Origin of the sequence: Microlunatus sp. Gsoil 973 (genome assembly GCF_009707365.1) — a bacterium.
Classification (GTDB): Bacteria; Actinomycetota; Actinomycetes; order Propionibacteriales; family Propionibacteriaceae; genus Microlunatus.
Window position 1 is genome coordinate 1,814,134 of sequence record NZ_CP046122.1, and the last position, 13,625, is coordinate 1,827,758.

13 protein-coding genes are annotated in these 13,625 nt (G+C 67.6%); 5 read left to right on the top strand and 8 right to left on the bottom strand.

Going from position 1 to position 13,625, the window contains the following annotated elements; translation table 11 throughout:
• Window positions 1-12 precede the first annotated feature (12 nt).
• Genes GJV80_RS08610 through GJV80_RS08640 form a run of 7 tightly spaced genes read right to left on the bottom strand, consistent with a single transcriptional unit; the run spans window position 13 to window position 4,362 of the window.
• Window positions 13-1,857: a complex I subunit 5 family protein gene (locus tag GJV80_RS08610; protein ID WP_230208281.1), complete on the bottom strand. Its 1,845-nt coding sequence runs from the start codon at window positions 1,855-1,857 to the stop codon at window positions 13-15.
• Between the two features lie 3 nt (window positions 1,858-1,860).
• Window positions 1,861-2,220 (bottom strand): sodium:proton antiporter, encoded by a 360-nt coding sequence (locus GJV80_RS08615; RefSeq protein ID WP_230208282.1) that lies wholly within the window; start codon window positions 2,218-2,220, stop codon window positions 1,861-1,863.
• Window positions 2,217-2,990 carry an MnhB domain-containing protein gene (locus GJV80_RS08620; protein WP_154687545.1) on the bottom strand — a complete coding sequence of 258 codons (774 nt, stop codon included), beginning with the start codon at window positions 2,988-2,990 and terminating at the stop codon, window positions 2,217-2,219. Before GJV80_RS08620 ends, GJV80_RS08615 begins: the two co-directional genes overlap by 4 nt.
• Window positions 2,987-3,244, bottom strand: coding sequence for a DUF4040 domain-containing protein (locus GJV80_RS08625; protein ID WP_154687546.1), 258 nt, complete (start codon window positions 3,242-3,244; stop codon window positions 2,987-2,989). The genes GJV80_RS08620 and GJV80_RS08625 overlap by 4 nt, the downstream gene beginning before the upstream one ends.
• Window positions 3,241-3,606: a monovalent cation/H(+) antiporter subunit G gene (locus GJV80_RS08630; protein WP_154687547.1), complete on the bottom strand. Its 366-nt coding sequence runs from the start codon at window positions 3,604-3,606 to the stop codon at window positions 3,241-3,243. The genes GJV80_RS08625 and GJV80_RS08630 overlap by 4 nt, the downstream gene beginning before the upstream one ends.
• Window positions 3,593-3,880 (bottom strand): monovalent cation/H+ antiporter complex subunit F, encoded by a 288-nt coding sequence (locus GJV80_RS08635; RefSeq protein ID WP_154687548.1) that lies wholly within the window; start codon window positions 3,878-3,880, stop codon window positions 3,593-3,595. Before GJV80_RS08635 ends, GJV80_RS08630 begins: the two co-directional genes overlap by 14 nt.
• Entirely contained in the window at window positions 3,877-4,362 is a 486-nt protein-coding gene (locus tag GJV80_RS08640) for a hypothetical protein (protein WP_154687549.1), read from the bottom strand. Before GJV80_RS08640 ends, GJV80_RS08635 begins: the two co-directional genes overlap by 4 nt.
• Window positions 4,363-4,613: 251 nt before the next feature.
• Between GJV80_RS08640 and GJV80_RS08645 the strand changes: the two genes are divergently transcribed.
• The 5 genes from GJV80_RS08645 (at window position 4,614) to GJV80_RS08665 (ending at window position 12,740) form a co-directional block, all read left to right on the top strand.
• The gene (locus tag GJV80_RS08645; protein ID WP_154687550.1) at window positions 4,614-6,410 is read left to right on the top strand and encodes a thiamine pyrophosphate-requiring protein; all 1,797 of its coding nucleotides are present in this window, start codon (window positions 4,614-4,616) and stop codon (window positions 6,408-6,410) included.
• The gene (locus tag GJV80_RS08650) at window positions 6,407-7,504 is read left to right on the top strand and encodes an enolase C-terminal domain-like protein (protein WP_154687551.1); all 1,098 of its coding nucleotides are present in this window, start codon (window positions 6,407-6,409) and stop codon (window positions 7,502-7,504) included. Before GJV80_RS08645 ends, GJV80_RS08650 begins: the two co-directional genes overlap by 4 nt.
• A gap of 49 nt (window positions 7,505-7,553) precedes the next feature.
• On the top strand, window positions 7,554-10,526 hold the full coding sequence (locus GJV80_RS08655; protein WP_154687552.1) for an FAD-binding and (Fe-S)-binding domain-containing protein: 2,973 nt from the start codon (window positions 7,554-7,556) through the stop codon (window positions 10,524-10,526).
• A 40-nt stretch (window positions 10,527-10,566) separates the two neighbouring features.
• Window positions 10,567-11,385: an SDR family NAD(P)-dependent oxidoreductase gene (locus tag GJV80_RS08660; RefSeq protein ID WP_154687553.1), complete on the top strand. Its 819-nt coding sequence runs from the start codon at window positions 10,567-10,569 to the stop codon at window positions 11,383-11,385.
• 128 nt (window positions 11,386-11,513) lie between these two features.
• Entirely contained in the window at window positions 11,514-12,740 is a 1,227-nt protein-coding gene (locus GJV80_RS08665; RefSeq protein ID WP_154687554.1) for an NAD(P)/FAD-dependent oxidoreductase, read from the top strand.
• Between the two features lie 9 nt (window positions 12,741-12,749).
• Here GJV80_RS08665 and GJV80_RS08670 read toward each other — a convergent pair whose 3' ends face one another.
• Complete coding sequence (locus GJV80_RS08670; protein ID WP_154687555.1) at window positions 12,750-13,487, bottom strand: bifunctional 2-polyprenyl-6-hydroxyphenol methylase/3-demethylubiquinol 3-O-methyltransferase UbiG; 738 nt, start codon at window positions 13,485-13,487, stop codon at window positions 12,750-12,752.
• Between the last annotated feature and the right edge of the window lie 138 nt (window positions 13,488-13,625).

Consider the following 13,625-nt stretch of genomic DNA (forward strand, 5'->3'; position numbering starts at 1 on the left):
CGCGGGGAACAGCTACGCCGGCGCCAGGATGGCAGCGGTGACGCCGACGCCGATCAGCAGCCACACGACGTAGTCGCCGACCCGTCCGGAATGCACCCGGCGCAGCAACCGCACCGGCCTCCGGACAACCTCGGGTGGTCGCAGGCCGCCCGGTAGCCGGTGCCGCAGCACCGCCAGCGCCGCGACGGCGCAGGCCGCCGCAACGGTCAAGCAGGAGAGCAGCACCCCATGCAGGTCCCAGCCGGACGGCACCGGCCCCGCTACCGGCGGATAGCCGATCCGCCCGTGCAGGACGGCCGCGACGTAGCCGTCGGCGTCAAGGAAGCGGTCGGCCGCGACGGTCGCCCGGGCGGCGATCGACGGCACCAGTCCGAGCGCACAGCCGATGACCACCAGGGCGCCGGCCGAAATGATCATCCGGTTGGGAATGTCCTCACCGACGTCGACCTCCATCAGCTCCTCGTCACCACTCATCCCCTCCGCCTCGATACCCTCCGGTTTCCTACCGGCACCGACCGCGACGCGGAGCCACACCCGTAGCACCGCTCCCCCGGTCAGCGCCGAGATGATGATCATGAACGGCGGACCCCAGGCTGCTCCGGCTTCCGTCATGGCTGTCTCGGCCAGCGACTTGCCGAGTCCCGCGGCGAACGGCGGCAGCCCGGCCAGGCCGAGCGCAGCCAGCAGGAAGATGCTGCGCACTCCGACACCGTCCCAGCCGCGCAGCCGCTGTCCGGCACCCCACAGGGTGAACTCGTCGACGCTGCCGAACCGGTCGAGCAGGATGCCCGCACACAGGAAGAGCGCGCCCTTGACCGCGGCGTGGCCGAGAACGAACAGCGCGATGCCGGCAAGCGACTCCGGGTCACCCACCGACAGCGCGACGAGGAACATTCCCATGTGCGCAATGGTCGAGTAGGCCAACAGCCGCTTGAGATGCCGCTGCAGCAGGCACATCACCGCCGCCAGGACCGCGGTCGCTGCACCCAGCACCAGAAGGACCCGGTCGATACCGGCCGCGACGGAGGTTGCGGCAAACCCGATCCGATAGACCCGCAGGACACCGTACAGACCGAGTTCCACCATCACCCCGGAGAACAGCACACAGACCGGTGTCGGCGCTACCGCGTGGGCGTCGTCCAACCAGAAGTGGAACGGCACCACAGCCGCCTTGACCAGGAACCCGGTGGACAACAGCACGAAGGCGATCACCACGAAGGTGCTGTGATCACCGGCGAGGCTGCGCGACAGTTCGGCGAGATTGAGTTCCCCGGTGTGGGCGTACACCATGCCGATGCCGATCAAGGACAGGTAGGCCGCAACCGAATTGACGATGCCGAAGTTGATCGCCCCCTGCACCGCGGAAGGGTCCTCCACCTTCAGCCCGGTGAGGGCGTACGCGGCAACACCCATCATCTCGAAGAACACGAACATGGTGAAGATGTCACCGGCCAGAGCGAATCCGGTCATGCCGGCCAGGAAGAACAGCATCAACGCGTGGAAATGGCTGCCCGGTGCCCGGAAGTAGTGCCAGGAGAAGCCCAGCGCGATGATCATCAACGTCGCCGCCAGCAGCGCCAGCCCGATACTGAGCTGATCGGCCTGCAACGCGATGCCGACACCCGTGCCGCTGCCACCGGGCCGCCAGTCACCCAACCAGCTGACGATCCGGCGCCGGCCGGTGATGATCAGCGCAGCCGTGCCACCGCCACCGACCACGACCGCGACCATCATGGTGCCGGCCCCGACCAGGCGTCCCGGCAGCCGCTGGCCGACCCCGACCAGCACCGCTGCTGCCAGAACCGGGATGATCACCAGCAAGGGCAGCAGTTGGCCGGCCGTGTCAGCAGAGGGCACGGCTCAGCCCTCCAGCGATCGGAGTTCGTCCGGATCGACCGTTCCGCGGCGTTTCGCGATCTGGATCACCAGGGCCAGCAGCATGGAAGTGATTGCGGCCGAGACAACGATGTCGGTCAGGCTGAGCGCCTGCACGACCGGGTCGACGACCGGCGTTCCGCGGTGAACGGTCGACCCGAAGATCGGTGCAATCCCGCCGTACTGGTATCCCACCGCCAGCAGGAAGACGTAGGTCCCCGACTGACAGACCGACAGGCAGACGACGGCATGGACAAGATCACGACTGATCGCGATACCGACCAGCCCGAGAAGCACGATGGCACCCGCCACTGCGTAGGGGTAGTAGGCCAGGAAACCGATCACCGGGCCGCGCCTTCTCGACCGTCCCATTGACCGGCAGCCGGTTCCTCCTCCAGCGCCAGCGCCTGATCGAGGAACCCGGCCAACAGGATCACCACACTGCTCACCACGGCCATGCCGACCGCACAGCTGAGCAGCCCGACAGTCCCGGCGCTGGTCAACTGACCCATCCGACCCTGCGGAACGACGTTGCTGAACAGATGACCGGCAACGGCAAGCCCGGCAAGGCCGATCGCGATGAAGCTGACGAGTCCGGCCGCTTCGGTGATCTCGAAGAGCGGCAACGGGCGCATCCGCTCCAACAGCCGGTAGCGACCGCCGACGTACAGCAGATGGAGGCCGGTTGCCAGCACCACACCACCCTGGAAGCCGCCACCAGGAGTGATCGCACCATGGGCGACGACATCGATCCCGATCAACAACGTCACGGGAAAGAACACCGCGGTCAGCAGTCTGGTGGAGTCCATCACCGGCATCTCCGGATCGACCTGACGGCGCCGTTCCCTGCGCACCGGCCTGAGCAATGCCGCGACTCCGGCGACCGACGCGACCAGAATGGTCTCCTCACCGAAGGTGTCCAACGCCCGCTGATCGAAGTTCACCGCGGACACCGCATTGGCTGTCGCATGCCGGAAGCTCGCCGCAACCGCAAGATCGCGATAGGGATGACGGTGGCCGCCGAACGCCGGCAGACCGAGCACGCCCACCGCTAGAACGACCACGGCACCGGCCAACCCGAGCGCCAGAAGGACCATCCGCGCCCGGCGGCTCATCGGTCCTCCCGGCCCGACCGACGCAGCGTCGTGATCTTGCGTACCGCGAGCATCACCATCAACGGCACCACCGCGGTGCCGACCGCAAGCTGGCTGAGCGCCACATCGGGAGCCTGCACCGCGACGAACAACAACGACAGCAACACCCCGTAACCGCCCAGGGTGACCGCCTGCTGCGCCGGACGGCGGGTGAAGACCACCACCGCGGCGCCGATCAACACCAAGGTCAGCAACGCCGCGATCACGATGATCATCGGGGCTGCCTCCCCACGTCTTGTCGCCCAGCACCGTCCTCGGCCGTGACCAGCCGAGCGATCGACGTTGTGAGCACCGGTGCCGACAGGGCAGCCGCGGCAACACTGACCGCGATCGCTGCACTGCCCAGGGTCAGCCCCTGGTGGATGATCGCGGCGATGCCGAGCAACGGCAGTGCCAATGTGCTGCACGGCGCCAAGAAGTGCAGCCGGGTCACCGCGCTGCGTGCGGTGACGACACCGGCGGAAGCGACCATCACCACGGCCAATGCCAGAACGATCAGAACGGCGCTGATCACCGGCCGAGGACCCCCGGTGACCAGGGCCGGGACCAGGCCGGAGATCAACTCAATCACGGTCATCCCCGGCCTGGTCCCCCGCAGGCCGCCGGTCCGGTGTCAGCAGCCGGGTGAAGACCAACAGGCCGGCCGCCGAGAGTAGCGCCAACACCACAGCGACGATCAGATAGGAGGACTGCCCGGCGACCATCGCCAACGCGATGATGATCATCAGACCGGACACGGTGATCAATTGCAGTCCGATCAGCCGTTCGGCGGGCGTACCCGTCGCGCTGCGGTACAGACCGGGCAGCAACCCGGCCACCGCGATCACCAGCACGGCAACCATCCAGATCATCGCCGAGCCACCCGCGCGCTCAGATCGGGCCGACCGCCGACGAGCCGGTCGAGCTGCAGGCTGCCGTCCTCGGATTCGACCCGCAGGACCACCGAGCCGGGAGTCGACGACACGGCCAACACCGCGCCCTGCCGCCAGGTGATCGCCTTCGCGCCGTCACCGGACGGCACCGGCACGCGTACCGAGCGCTCCTCTCGGGCAGGTTCCCGCCGGCCCGCAGCGAGCCACCGGACAAGTCGCAGCAGATCGGCCGAGGCCACGGCCGGCACCATCGCCGCCCACCCCAGCCAGCGCAGCCACATCCGTCCGGGAAGCCCCGGTTGCCCGCCAATCGCGCGCCGGGCGACCCGAGCCAGCACAGCGCAGAGTCCCGCGGCGGCGAACCCGATCGCCAGCTCCTCGCCGCTGATCGATGACACCGTCGCTGTCCAGATCAGGGCTCCTGCCAGCCACCACGCCGCGATCTCGATCCCGGCACGCACGCGTGTCTCCCTTCCTCGGGGCGTCCAGCCGCACCGGCCTGGTACCCGAACCGTGACCCGCGGAACAGCGATCACTGGGCACCCCTCAGGTTTTGCGCGAAGACGATGAAAAGCACGATCGGCTCTCAGGATCCTCAGAATCGGCAATCACCATCCCCGACCATTCCCGGTTCGCCGACGACGGCGCGGGTAGCGGCCAAGAGACCGGACAGAAGACACACCACTTCAAACACCACTTCGAAGGACTGGCGATGGCTGAAACAGTTGCCGATTATCTGCTCCGACGGTTGCGGGACTGGGAGGTCGAGCAGGTGTTCGGCTATCCCGGCGACGGCATCAACGGCCTGATCGCAGCCTTCGGCGAGGCCGACAACAAACCCCGGTTCGTCCAGGCGCGGCACGAGGAGATGGCCGCCTTCGAGGCGGTGGGCTACGCAAAGTTCAGCGGCCGTGTCGGGGTCTGCGTCGCCACGTCCGGCCCCGGCGCGATCCACCTGTTGAACGGGTTGTACGACGCCAAACTCGACCACGCGCCGGTGGTGGCCATCGTCGGCCAGACCGCACGCAGCGCGATCGGCAGCAGCTATCAGCAGGAAGTCGATCTGAAGACCCTGTTCAAGGATGTCGCCGCCGAGTACCTGGTCGAGGTGAACGTCGCCGAGCAGCTGCCCAACGCCATCGATCGCGCCATCAGGACCGCTGAGGCAACCCGGTCGCCAACGGCGTTGATCATCCCCAACGATCTTCAGGAGGAGGAGTACACCCCGCCGGGCCACGCGTTCAAGGAGGTGCCGTCCAGCCCGCCGGGCACCGCGTGGGGCCGGGTGGTCCCGCGTGAGGAGGACCTGCGCGCCGCAGCCGACCTGATCAACTCCGGCTCCAAGGTGGCGATCCTGGTCGGCCAGGGAGCCCGGCCCGCCGCTCAGCAGGTGATCGAGCTGGCCGAGGCAACCGGCGCAGGCGTCGCGAAAGCCCTGCTCGGCAAGGACGTCCTGCCCGATGACCTGCCGTTCGTCACCGGCGCGATCGGCCTGCTCGGCACCCGGCCGAGCTACGAGCTGATGCGTGACTGCGACACGCTGATCATGATCGGCTCGAACTTCCCCTACAGCCAGTTCCTGCCCGAACCCGGCCAGGCCCGCGCCGTACAGATCGACATCGACGGCCGGTTCATCGGCATGCGCTACCCGACCGAGATCAACCTGGTGGGTGACAGCAGCAGCACCCTGGATGCGCTGTTGCCGATGATCGAACGCACCTCCGATCGGTCCTGGCGGGAGACGGTGGAGAAGAACATCGCCGACTGGTGGCAGACCGTGCACAACGAGGCCACGGTGAAGGCGGATCCGATCAACCCGATGCTGATCGTCTCCGAACTCTCCGATCGCATTCCCGACAACGCGATGATCACCGCCGATTCCGGCTCGTCCACGAACTGGTACGCCAGGAACCTCAAGATCAGGCCCGGGATGCGGTCCACGCTGTCCGGGACGCTGGCCACCATGGGACCGGGAGTCCCGTACGCGATCGGCGCCAAGTTCGCCCATCCCGACCGGCCGGTGATCGCACTGGTCGGCGATGGGGCGATGCAGATGAACGGTATGGCGGAACTGATCACCATCGCCCACTACCACCACCTGTGGAGCGACCCGCGCTGCATCGTCTGCATCTTCCACAACAACGACCTCAACCAGGTGACCTGGGAACTGCGCTCGATGGGCGGATCGCCGAAGTTCGAGGAATCGCAGGTGCTGCCCGACGTCGACTTCGCCAGCTTCGCCGCCTCACTCGGGCTGAACGCGATGCACGTCGACGACCCGGAGCAGATCGGTGCGGCGTGGCAGGGCGGGTTGGACGCCGACGTGCCGACGGTGCTGGACATCCGCTGCGACCCGGAGGTGCCGCCGATCCCGCCGCATGCCACCTTCGAGCAGATGAAGGAGACCGCGGCTTCACTGCTCAAGGGCGACCCGAACGCGCTGCACATCATGGTGCAGGGTGCGAAGACCAAGTTGCAGGAGTTCAGGCCGGGAGAGCGCGGCAGATGAGCCGTCGAGCGCCGGACGTCCGCGAGGTCCGGGCCGCGGCCTATCAACTGCCGACACCGACTCCTGAGGCGGACGGCACCCTCGCCTGGGACTCGACCACGATCGTCGTTGCCGAGGTGTCGGCCGACGACGTGGTCGGACTGGGCTGGACCTATGCCGATGCGGCCTGCGTGCCGCTGATCACCGGAGTGCTGGCTCCGGTGATCACGGGTCGGTGTGTGCTCTCCGTACCGGAGAACTGGCAGGCCATGCAGCAGCGGATCCGCAACCTCGGCCGCCCCGGCCTGGTGTCCTGTGCCCTGTCCGCGGTCGACATCGCGTTGTGGGACGCGGCTGCCCGATGGCTGGACGTCCCGGCGGCCGATCTGCTCGGCCGCTGCCGCGAGGAGGCCGCTCTCTACGGCAGCGGCGGCTTCACCAGCTACGACGATGATCAACTCATCGATCAACTCAGGTCCTGGACCGACCGCGACATCGGACGGGTGAAGATCAAGATCGGCGAGTCCTGGGGTGGCCGGACGGACGAGGACCTGCGACGGGTCGGTCTGACCCGGGAGACCGTCGGTCCGAACATCCAGGTGCTGGTCGACGCCAACGGCGGCTACACGGTCGGCCAGGCCCGGCGGATGGCCGACGCCCTGGCCGAGCTGGGAGTGATCTGGTTCGAGGAGCCGGTGTCCAGTGATGATCTTGCCGGATTGGACACCGTCCGGGCTTCCACAGTGATCGACGTGGCTGCCGGCGAGTACGGCTACGACCTGGTCTATTTCGCTCGGATGGCGCCGGTGGTCGACTGCCTGCAGATCGACGTCACCCGCTGCGGCGGCTTCACCGAATGGCGACGGGCCGCCGCCGTCGCTGCGGCGAACGGCCTGGAGGTGTCGGCCCATTGCGCGCCGAACCTGTCTGCCCAGGCGGCCGCGGCAACCCCCAACTTCCGGCACATCGAGTGGTTCGCCGACCACGAACGGATCGAGTCCGAGCTTTTCGCGGGCTGCCTCGATCCGTTCGGCGGCTCAGTCACCGTGCCCCGGACCGGCGCCGGGCTCGGGCTGGTTTTCCGGCGGGACGCCGCCGAACCGTACGCCGTCTGATCACGCCAGGTGATCGGTCGGGAGACGCATAAGCATCAGGAGGAACACCATGGCGACCATTGATCTGCCGGCCCCGGTCCAACGCTCGGAGGGAGCGCAAGATCTCGACGTCCCCGGGATGGTGCAGGCCCTGCGTGACCGGGTTGACGGCGAGGTACGGTTCGACGACGGCAGCCGGGCGGCGTACTCCACCGACGCATCCAACTTCCGGCAGGTGCCGATCGGCGTGGTGCTGCCGCGGACCACGGACGCCGGGGTCGAGGCGGTCGCCGTCGCGCGCGAGTTCGGCGCACCGATCCTGTCCCGCGGCGGCGGCACCAGCCTGGCCGGTCAGTGCACCAACACCGCCGTGGTCATCGACTGGTCCAAGTACTGCCATCACTTGGAGTCGGTCGATCCGCAGGGCCGCACCTGCATCGTCCAACCCGGCATCGTGCTCGACGAGCTAAACCGCCAACTGGCCGATCACAAACTGCGCTTCGGACCTGAGCCGGCCACTCACATGAACTGCACGATCGGCGGCATGATCGGCAACAACTCCTGCGGCGCAACAGCGCAGCGCACCGGCAAGGTGGTCGACAACATCCGCCGTCTGGAGGTACTGACCTACGACGGAACCCGCTTCTGGTGCGGTGAGACCAGCGACGAGGAGTACGCGGCCATCGAGCGGCGCGGCGACACCCGGGCGACCATCTACCGACAACTCCACCGACTCCGCGACGAGTACGCCGACGAGATTCGCCGGCGCTACCCCGACATCCCCAGGCGGGTCTCGGGCTACAACCTGGACTCGCTGCTGCCCGAACACAACTTCGATGTCGCCGGACTGCTGGTCGGCAGCGAGTCGACACTGGTCACCGTGCTGCGGGCCGAACTGGAACTCGTCCCGGTGCTGTCCGAGCGCAGCCTGATCGTGCTCGGCTATCCCGACATCTACCGGGCCGGCGACGCCGTACCGGCGATCCTGCCGCACGAACCGATCGCGCTCGAGGGTGTCGACCACAAGTTGATCACCGATGAACAGCTGAAGGGCCTTAATCCGCAGGCCATCGCGGAACTGCCCGAGGGCGCCGCCTTCCTGATGGTGCAGTTCGGCGGCAACACCACCGAGGAGGTCGACGAGCAGGGCAAGCAGCTGCTCGAGGCGCTGCACGAGACCGAACACGAGCCCGACGTCGCCTTCTACGACGACCCGGACCGGGAGTCGGAACTGTGGGCGGTCCGGGAGGCCGGCCTCGGCGCAACGGCGCATGTGCCGCATCGCCCGGACACCTTCGAGGGCTGGGAGGACTCGGCGGTCGGGCCGGACCGGCTCGGTGACTACCTGCGCGGTCTGCACAAGCTGTACCAGGAGTTCGGCTACGCGAGCGAGACCGGCCCGAGTCTGTACGGTCACTTCGGCCAGGGCTGCGTGCACACCCGCATCCCGTTCGACCTCTACACGGCCGAAGGGGTGGCGACCTACCGCCGGTTCATGGAACGCGCCGCCGATCTGGTGGCCGGATTCGGCGGGTCCTTCTCCGGCGAGCACGGTGACGGCCAGAGCCGCGGCGAACTGCTGCCCCGGATGTTCGGCGACCAGATCGTCGAGGCGTTCGGCCGGTTGAAGGCCGTCTTCGACCCGGCCGACCGGATGAACCCCGGAAAGGTGGTGGCGCCGTACCGGCTGGACGAGAACCTTCGGCTGGGCGGCCACTGGGCACCCTGGGATCCGCAGGACCTGTACTTCAAATATCCGCACGACGGCGGCTCGTTCGCCGAGGCGGCCAACCGGTGCGTCGGAGTTGGCCGCTGCCGCCAGCACACCAACTCCGGTGGGGAGGTGATGTGCCCGTCCTACCAGGTCACCGGCGAGGAGGAGCACTCGACCCGTGGCCGGGCCAGGCTGCTCTTCGAGATGGTCAACGGACACGGCGACAGTCCGGTCACCGACGGGTGGCGCTCCGAGGCGGTCCACGACGCTCTCGACCTCTGCCTTGCCTGCAAGGGCTGCAAGACCGACTGTCCGGCCGATGTCGACATGGCCAGCTACAAGGTCGAGTTCATGGCCCACTACTTTCGTGGCCGGCCCTGGAAGCGGCCCCGGTCCGACTTCGCCATCGGCTGGGTCCCGGCAGTCGCCCAACTGGTCAGCAGATTCCGGATGGCCCCGCTGGTCAACCGGCTCAGCCACACCCCGGGCCTGCATCGGTTGGCGATCCGGCTGGGTGAACTGGCCGACCGGGAGATCCCACCGTTCGCTGAACAGACGCTGCAGCAGTGGTTCGGCTCCCGCACCCCCACCGGTGACGGAAACCGCGGCACGGTGCTGCTCTGGCCCGACACGTTCACCAACAACTTCCATCCCCAGGTAGGACGTGCTGCTGTCGAACTCCTGGAGGAGGCGGGCTGGCGGGTCACCATGCCGCAACAGCCGGTCTGCTGCGGACTGACCTGGATCTCCACCGGTCAGCTGGGCATCGCCCGCCGGGTCCTCACTCGGACCGTACGGCAGCTGGCGCCCCACGTCCGCGACGGCGGTCTGGTACTCGGCCTGGAACCCAGCTGCACGGCGGTGTTCCGGTCCGACGCGCCGGAGATGTTCCCGACCGATCGGGACGTCCGCCGGCTCCGCGACCACACCGTGACGCTGGCCGAACTGCTCACCGAACACACGCCGGGGTACCAGCCGCCCCAGGTCGGCGGGAAGGCGATCGCCCAGGTGCACTGCCACCAGCACGCGGTGATGGGCTGGGACAAGGACCAGGAGCTGCTGCAGGCGGCCGGGGTGGATGTCGAGCACCTCGAGTCGGGATGTTGCGGCCTGGCCGGCAACTTCGGCTTCGAACGCGGGCACGAAGAGGTCAGCGAGGGCGCCGCCGAACGGGTGCTGCTGCCCCGTGTCCGGGAGGCCGACGATGCCACCGCCGTGCTGGCCGACGGCTTCAGCTGCCGGACGCAGATCCACGAGCTGGACAGCAACGGACGCGACGGGATCCATCTCGCCGAACTGCTGGCCGGAGGACTGACCGACAAACGCTGACCGGCGTTTCACCCGACCCGTGGGCGGGCAAAGATCCGATATGGATCTCGGACTGAGCGGGCGCACCGCGTTGATCACCGGCGGCGATTCGGGAATCGGCCTGGCCACCGCAGGACTGTTGCTCGGCGAGGGCGCGCGGGTGATCATCAGCGATCTCGACCAGGCGGAACTCGACCGCGCCGCGGCGTCGCTCACGGCCGGCGCCGACCGTGACGCGGTCGATCAACGGCTGTACGCCATCGCCGCGGACATCACCGATCCTGAGTCCATCGCCCGGCTCCGCAAGGAGGTCGCCTCCGTCGGCCGGCTCGACATCCTGATCAACTCCGCGGGCGTGACCGGGGCGACCGGCGCCTTCCACGAGATCGACGACGACGGCTGGGAGGACACGCTTGCCGTCGACCTGATGGGCCCGGTCCGGGTCACCCGCGCGTTCCTCGATGATCTTCGCTTCTCCGGCCACGGACGGCTGATCTTCCTGACCTCGGAGAACGCGATCCAGCCCTATCCCGAAGAGATCCCCTACGACGCGGCCAAGGCAGCGCTGCTGGCGATCTCCAAGGGCCTGTCCAAGACGTACGGCTCGGACAACCTGTTGATCAACTGCGTCTCCCCCGCGTTCATCAGGACGCCGATGACCGACGCCATGATGGACAAGCGCGCCGATGAGCTCGGAGTCAGCACCATGGAGGCGGTGGAGAGTTTCCTCGCCGAGAAGCGACCCAACATCGAACTCAAGCGCCGCGGAGAGCCCGAGGAGGTGGCATCCGTGATCGCCTTCCTCTGCTCGGAGCGGGCCAGCTTCATCACGGGCTCGGACTATCGGGTGGATGCCGGATCGGTCGCCTCCATCAACTGAGAACCAGTGCCGTCAAGCAGGGACCATCAAGCAGGGACCATCAAGCAGGGACCATCAAGCAGGGACCATCAAGCAGGGACCATCAAGCAGGGACCATCAAGCAGGGACCATCAACTCCAGGAGTGGTCATGAACGCACCGAACACACTCAACACACCGGCAGACAGCTACGACTATCTGATCATCGGTGGCGGCATGGTCGCCGACAACGCCGCCAAGGCGATCCAGGACGTCGACCCCAACGGAAGCGTCGGGATCATCAGTTCCGATCCCGACGAACCGGTCACGCGTCCCGCACTGACCAAGAAGCTGTGGACCGATCCCGACTTCGAGTTCGAAGAGGTCTGGCTGAAGACGGTCGAACAGACCGGGGCGCAGTTGATCACCGGCGTGACCGTCGACTCGGTCGACCCGGCCCGCCACCGGATCACCGCCGGCGGGAACACCGTGGGTTACCGGCGGCTGCTGCTGGCAACCGGTGGCGAACCGACCCGGCTTGACCTGCCTGAGGACGACCGGGTCATCCACTTCCGCTCCGTCGACGACTACCGTCGACTGCGGGAGCTGTCCGGGAACGGTCGGCAGGTCGCCGTCGTCGGTGGCGGGTACATCGGCACCGAACTCGCCGCCGGGCTGTCCCAGAACGACACCAAGGTGATCATGATCTTTCCGCAGGAGCTGATCTATGCCGAGAAGTTCCCGCGACACCTGGCCGAGCATCTCACCGACCTCTACCGGCAGCACGGGATCGACCTGCGTCCACAGACCAGGATCACCGGCGGCGAAACCGGACCCGACGGAGTTCGGCTCAGCACCGAATCCGGCGACGGGATCGACGCCGACGCCGTGGTCGTCGGACTGGGCGTCACGCCTCGTACCGAACTGGCCGAGAAGGCCGGACTCGAGGTCGATGACGGCGTGATCGTCGACGAGTTCCTGACCACCAGTGACCCCGACATCCTGGCTGCCGGCGACATCGCCAGCTATCCCGACGCGATCCTCGGCCGACAACGGGTCGAGCACGTGGACAACGCCAACGCCATGGGCACCCAGGCGGGCCGGAACCTCGCCGGAGCACACGAGCGGTACGACTACACGCCGTACTTCTACTCCGAGCTGTTCGGCAACCGGTACGAGGCGGTCGGCAGCCTGGACGCATCCGCCGAGACGGTGGAGTCCTGGGACGGTGATCACGAGCGCGGCGTCGTGTACTACCTGGACGGTCGGGGCGGTGTCGCCGGCGTGCTGTTGTGGAACGTCGAGGACCAGACCGATCGGGCCCGCGAAGTGATCAAGAAGTCCGGCGACCGCGAGATCGACCGGGACCTGCTGCGCAACGCGATCCCGCTGGGCTGAACGGCCCAGTCAGGCCTTCTGCCACACCGACACGTGTGACCGGCTCTCGCCGGTGAACGGCTCACCCGACCAGGTCGCCCATCGGTTCTCCAAACCCATCCCGGCGAGCTCGGCCATCAGGTCGAGTTCGGCCGGCCAGGCGTACCGGAAGGGTACGGCCGCATAACGCGGTCGGCCCTCGACGAAGGTGATGTGATGCGACGTCATTTCCTGCGTCGCGGTGTCATAGGTGTCGAAGCCCAGATGCCGCTCAGAGACGTCGAAAGGCACCGCGTCCTGGCCCGGCGGCAGCCGGCGAAGATCAGGAACCATCACCTCGATGACGAACCGCCCGCCCGGCCGCAGGTGCCGGGCGGCATTGCGGAAGCAGTCGGTCTGGGCCCGCTGACTGGTGAGGTTCATGATCGTGTTGAAGACCAGATAGACCAGCGCGAACTCACCGGGCACCACGGCGCTCGTCATGTCTCCGATGGCCACCTCGATGTCCTGTCCCCCGGCCTTGGTCCGCAACTGGTCGACCATCGCCCGGGACAGCTCGATACCCTCCACCGGGACGCCGCGTTCGGCCAGCGGCAGCGCGATCCGGCCCGTACCGATTGCGAACTCCAGAGCCCGCCCATCGCCGGCCAGTTCGGCCAACCGTTCGACGGCCGGCGCGATCTGTGCAGCCTGGAACATCGGCGACTCCGGGTCGTCGTAGCCTGCGGCGACGTCTGCCCCGAAGTACCCATCGGGATCGTCGGTCATCCTCCACCTTCCTCTCGTCTGCCCACGTGTCTGCCGTCGTGTCTGCCGTCTTGTCTGCGCCCGCTCCCGCACCACGTGCTGCACCCCGCACCGTGTGTACACGGTGCGGGGTGCAGCAGTTGGTGCGGCAAGGGCAGG

Bases quoted from the DNA above. Each gene is read 5' to 3' on its own strand.
- GJV80_RS08645 (WP_154687550.1), top strand. From the start codon at position 4,614: ATGGCTGAAACAGTTGCCGATTATCTGCTCCGACGGTTGCGGGACTGG.
- GJV80_RS08660 (WP_154687553.1), top strand. From the start codon at position 10,567: ATGGATCTCGGACTGAGCGGGCGCACCGCGTTGATCACCGGCGGCGAT.
- GJV80_RS08620 (WP_154687545.1), bottom strand. From the start codon at position 2,990: ATGAGCCGCCGGGCGCGGATGGTCCTTCTGGCGCTCGGGTTGGCCGGT.
- GJV80_RS08665 (WP_154687554.1), top strand. From the start codon at position 11,514: ATGAACGCACCGAACACACTCAACACACCGGCAGACAGCTACGACTAT.
- GJV80_RS08630 (WP_154687547.1), bottom strand. From the start codon at position 3,606: ATGACCGTGATTGAGTTGATCTCCGGCCTGGTCCCGGCCCTGGTCACC.
- GJV80_RS08625 (WP_154687546.1), bottom strand. From the start codon at position 3,244: ATGATCATCGTGATCGCGGCGTTGCTGACCTTGGTGTTGATCGGCGCC.
- GJV80_RS08635 (WP_154687548.1), bottom strand. From the start codon at position 3,880: ATGATCTGGATGGTTGCCGTGCTGGTGATCGCGGTGGCCGGGTTGCTG.
- GJV80_RS08650 (WP_154687551.1), top strand. From the start codon at position 6,407: ATGAGCCGTCGAGCGCCGGACGTCCGCGAGGTCCGGGCCGCGGCCTAT.
- GJV80_RS08670 (WP_154687555.1), bottom strand. From the start codon at position 13,487: ATGACCGACGATCCCGATGGGTACTTCGGGGCAGACGTCGCCGCAGGC.
- GJV80_RS08655 (WP_154687552.1), top strand. From the start codon at position 7,554: ATGGCGACCATTGATCTGCCGGCCCCGGTCCAACGCTCGGAGGGAGCG.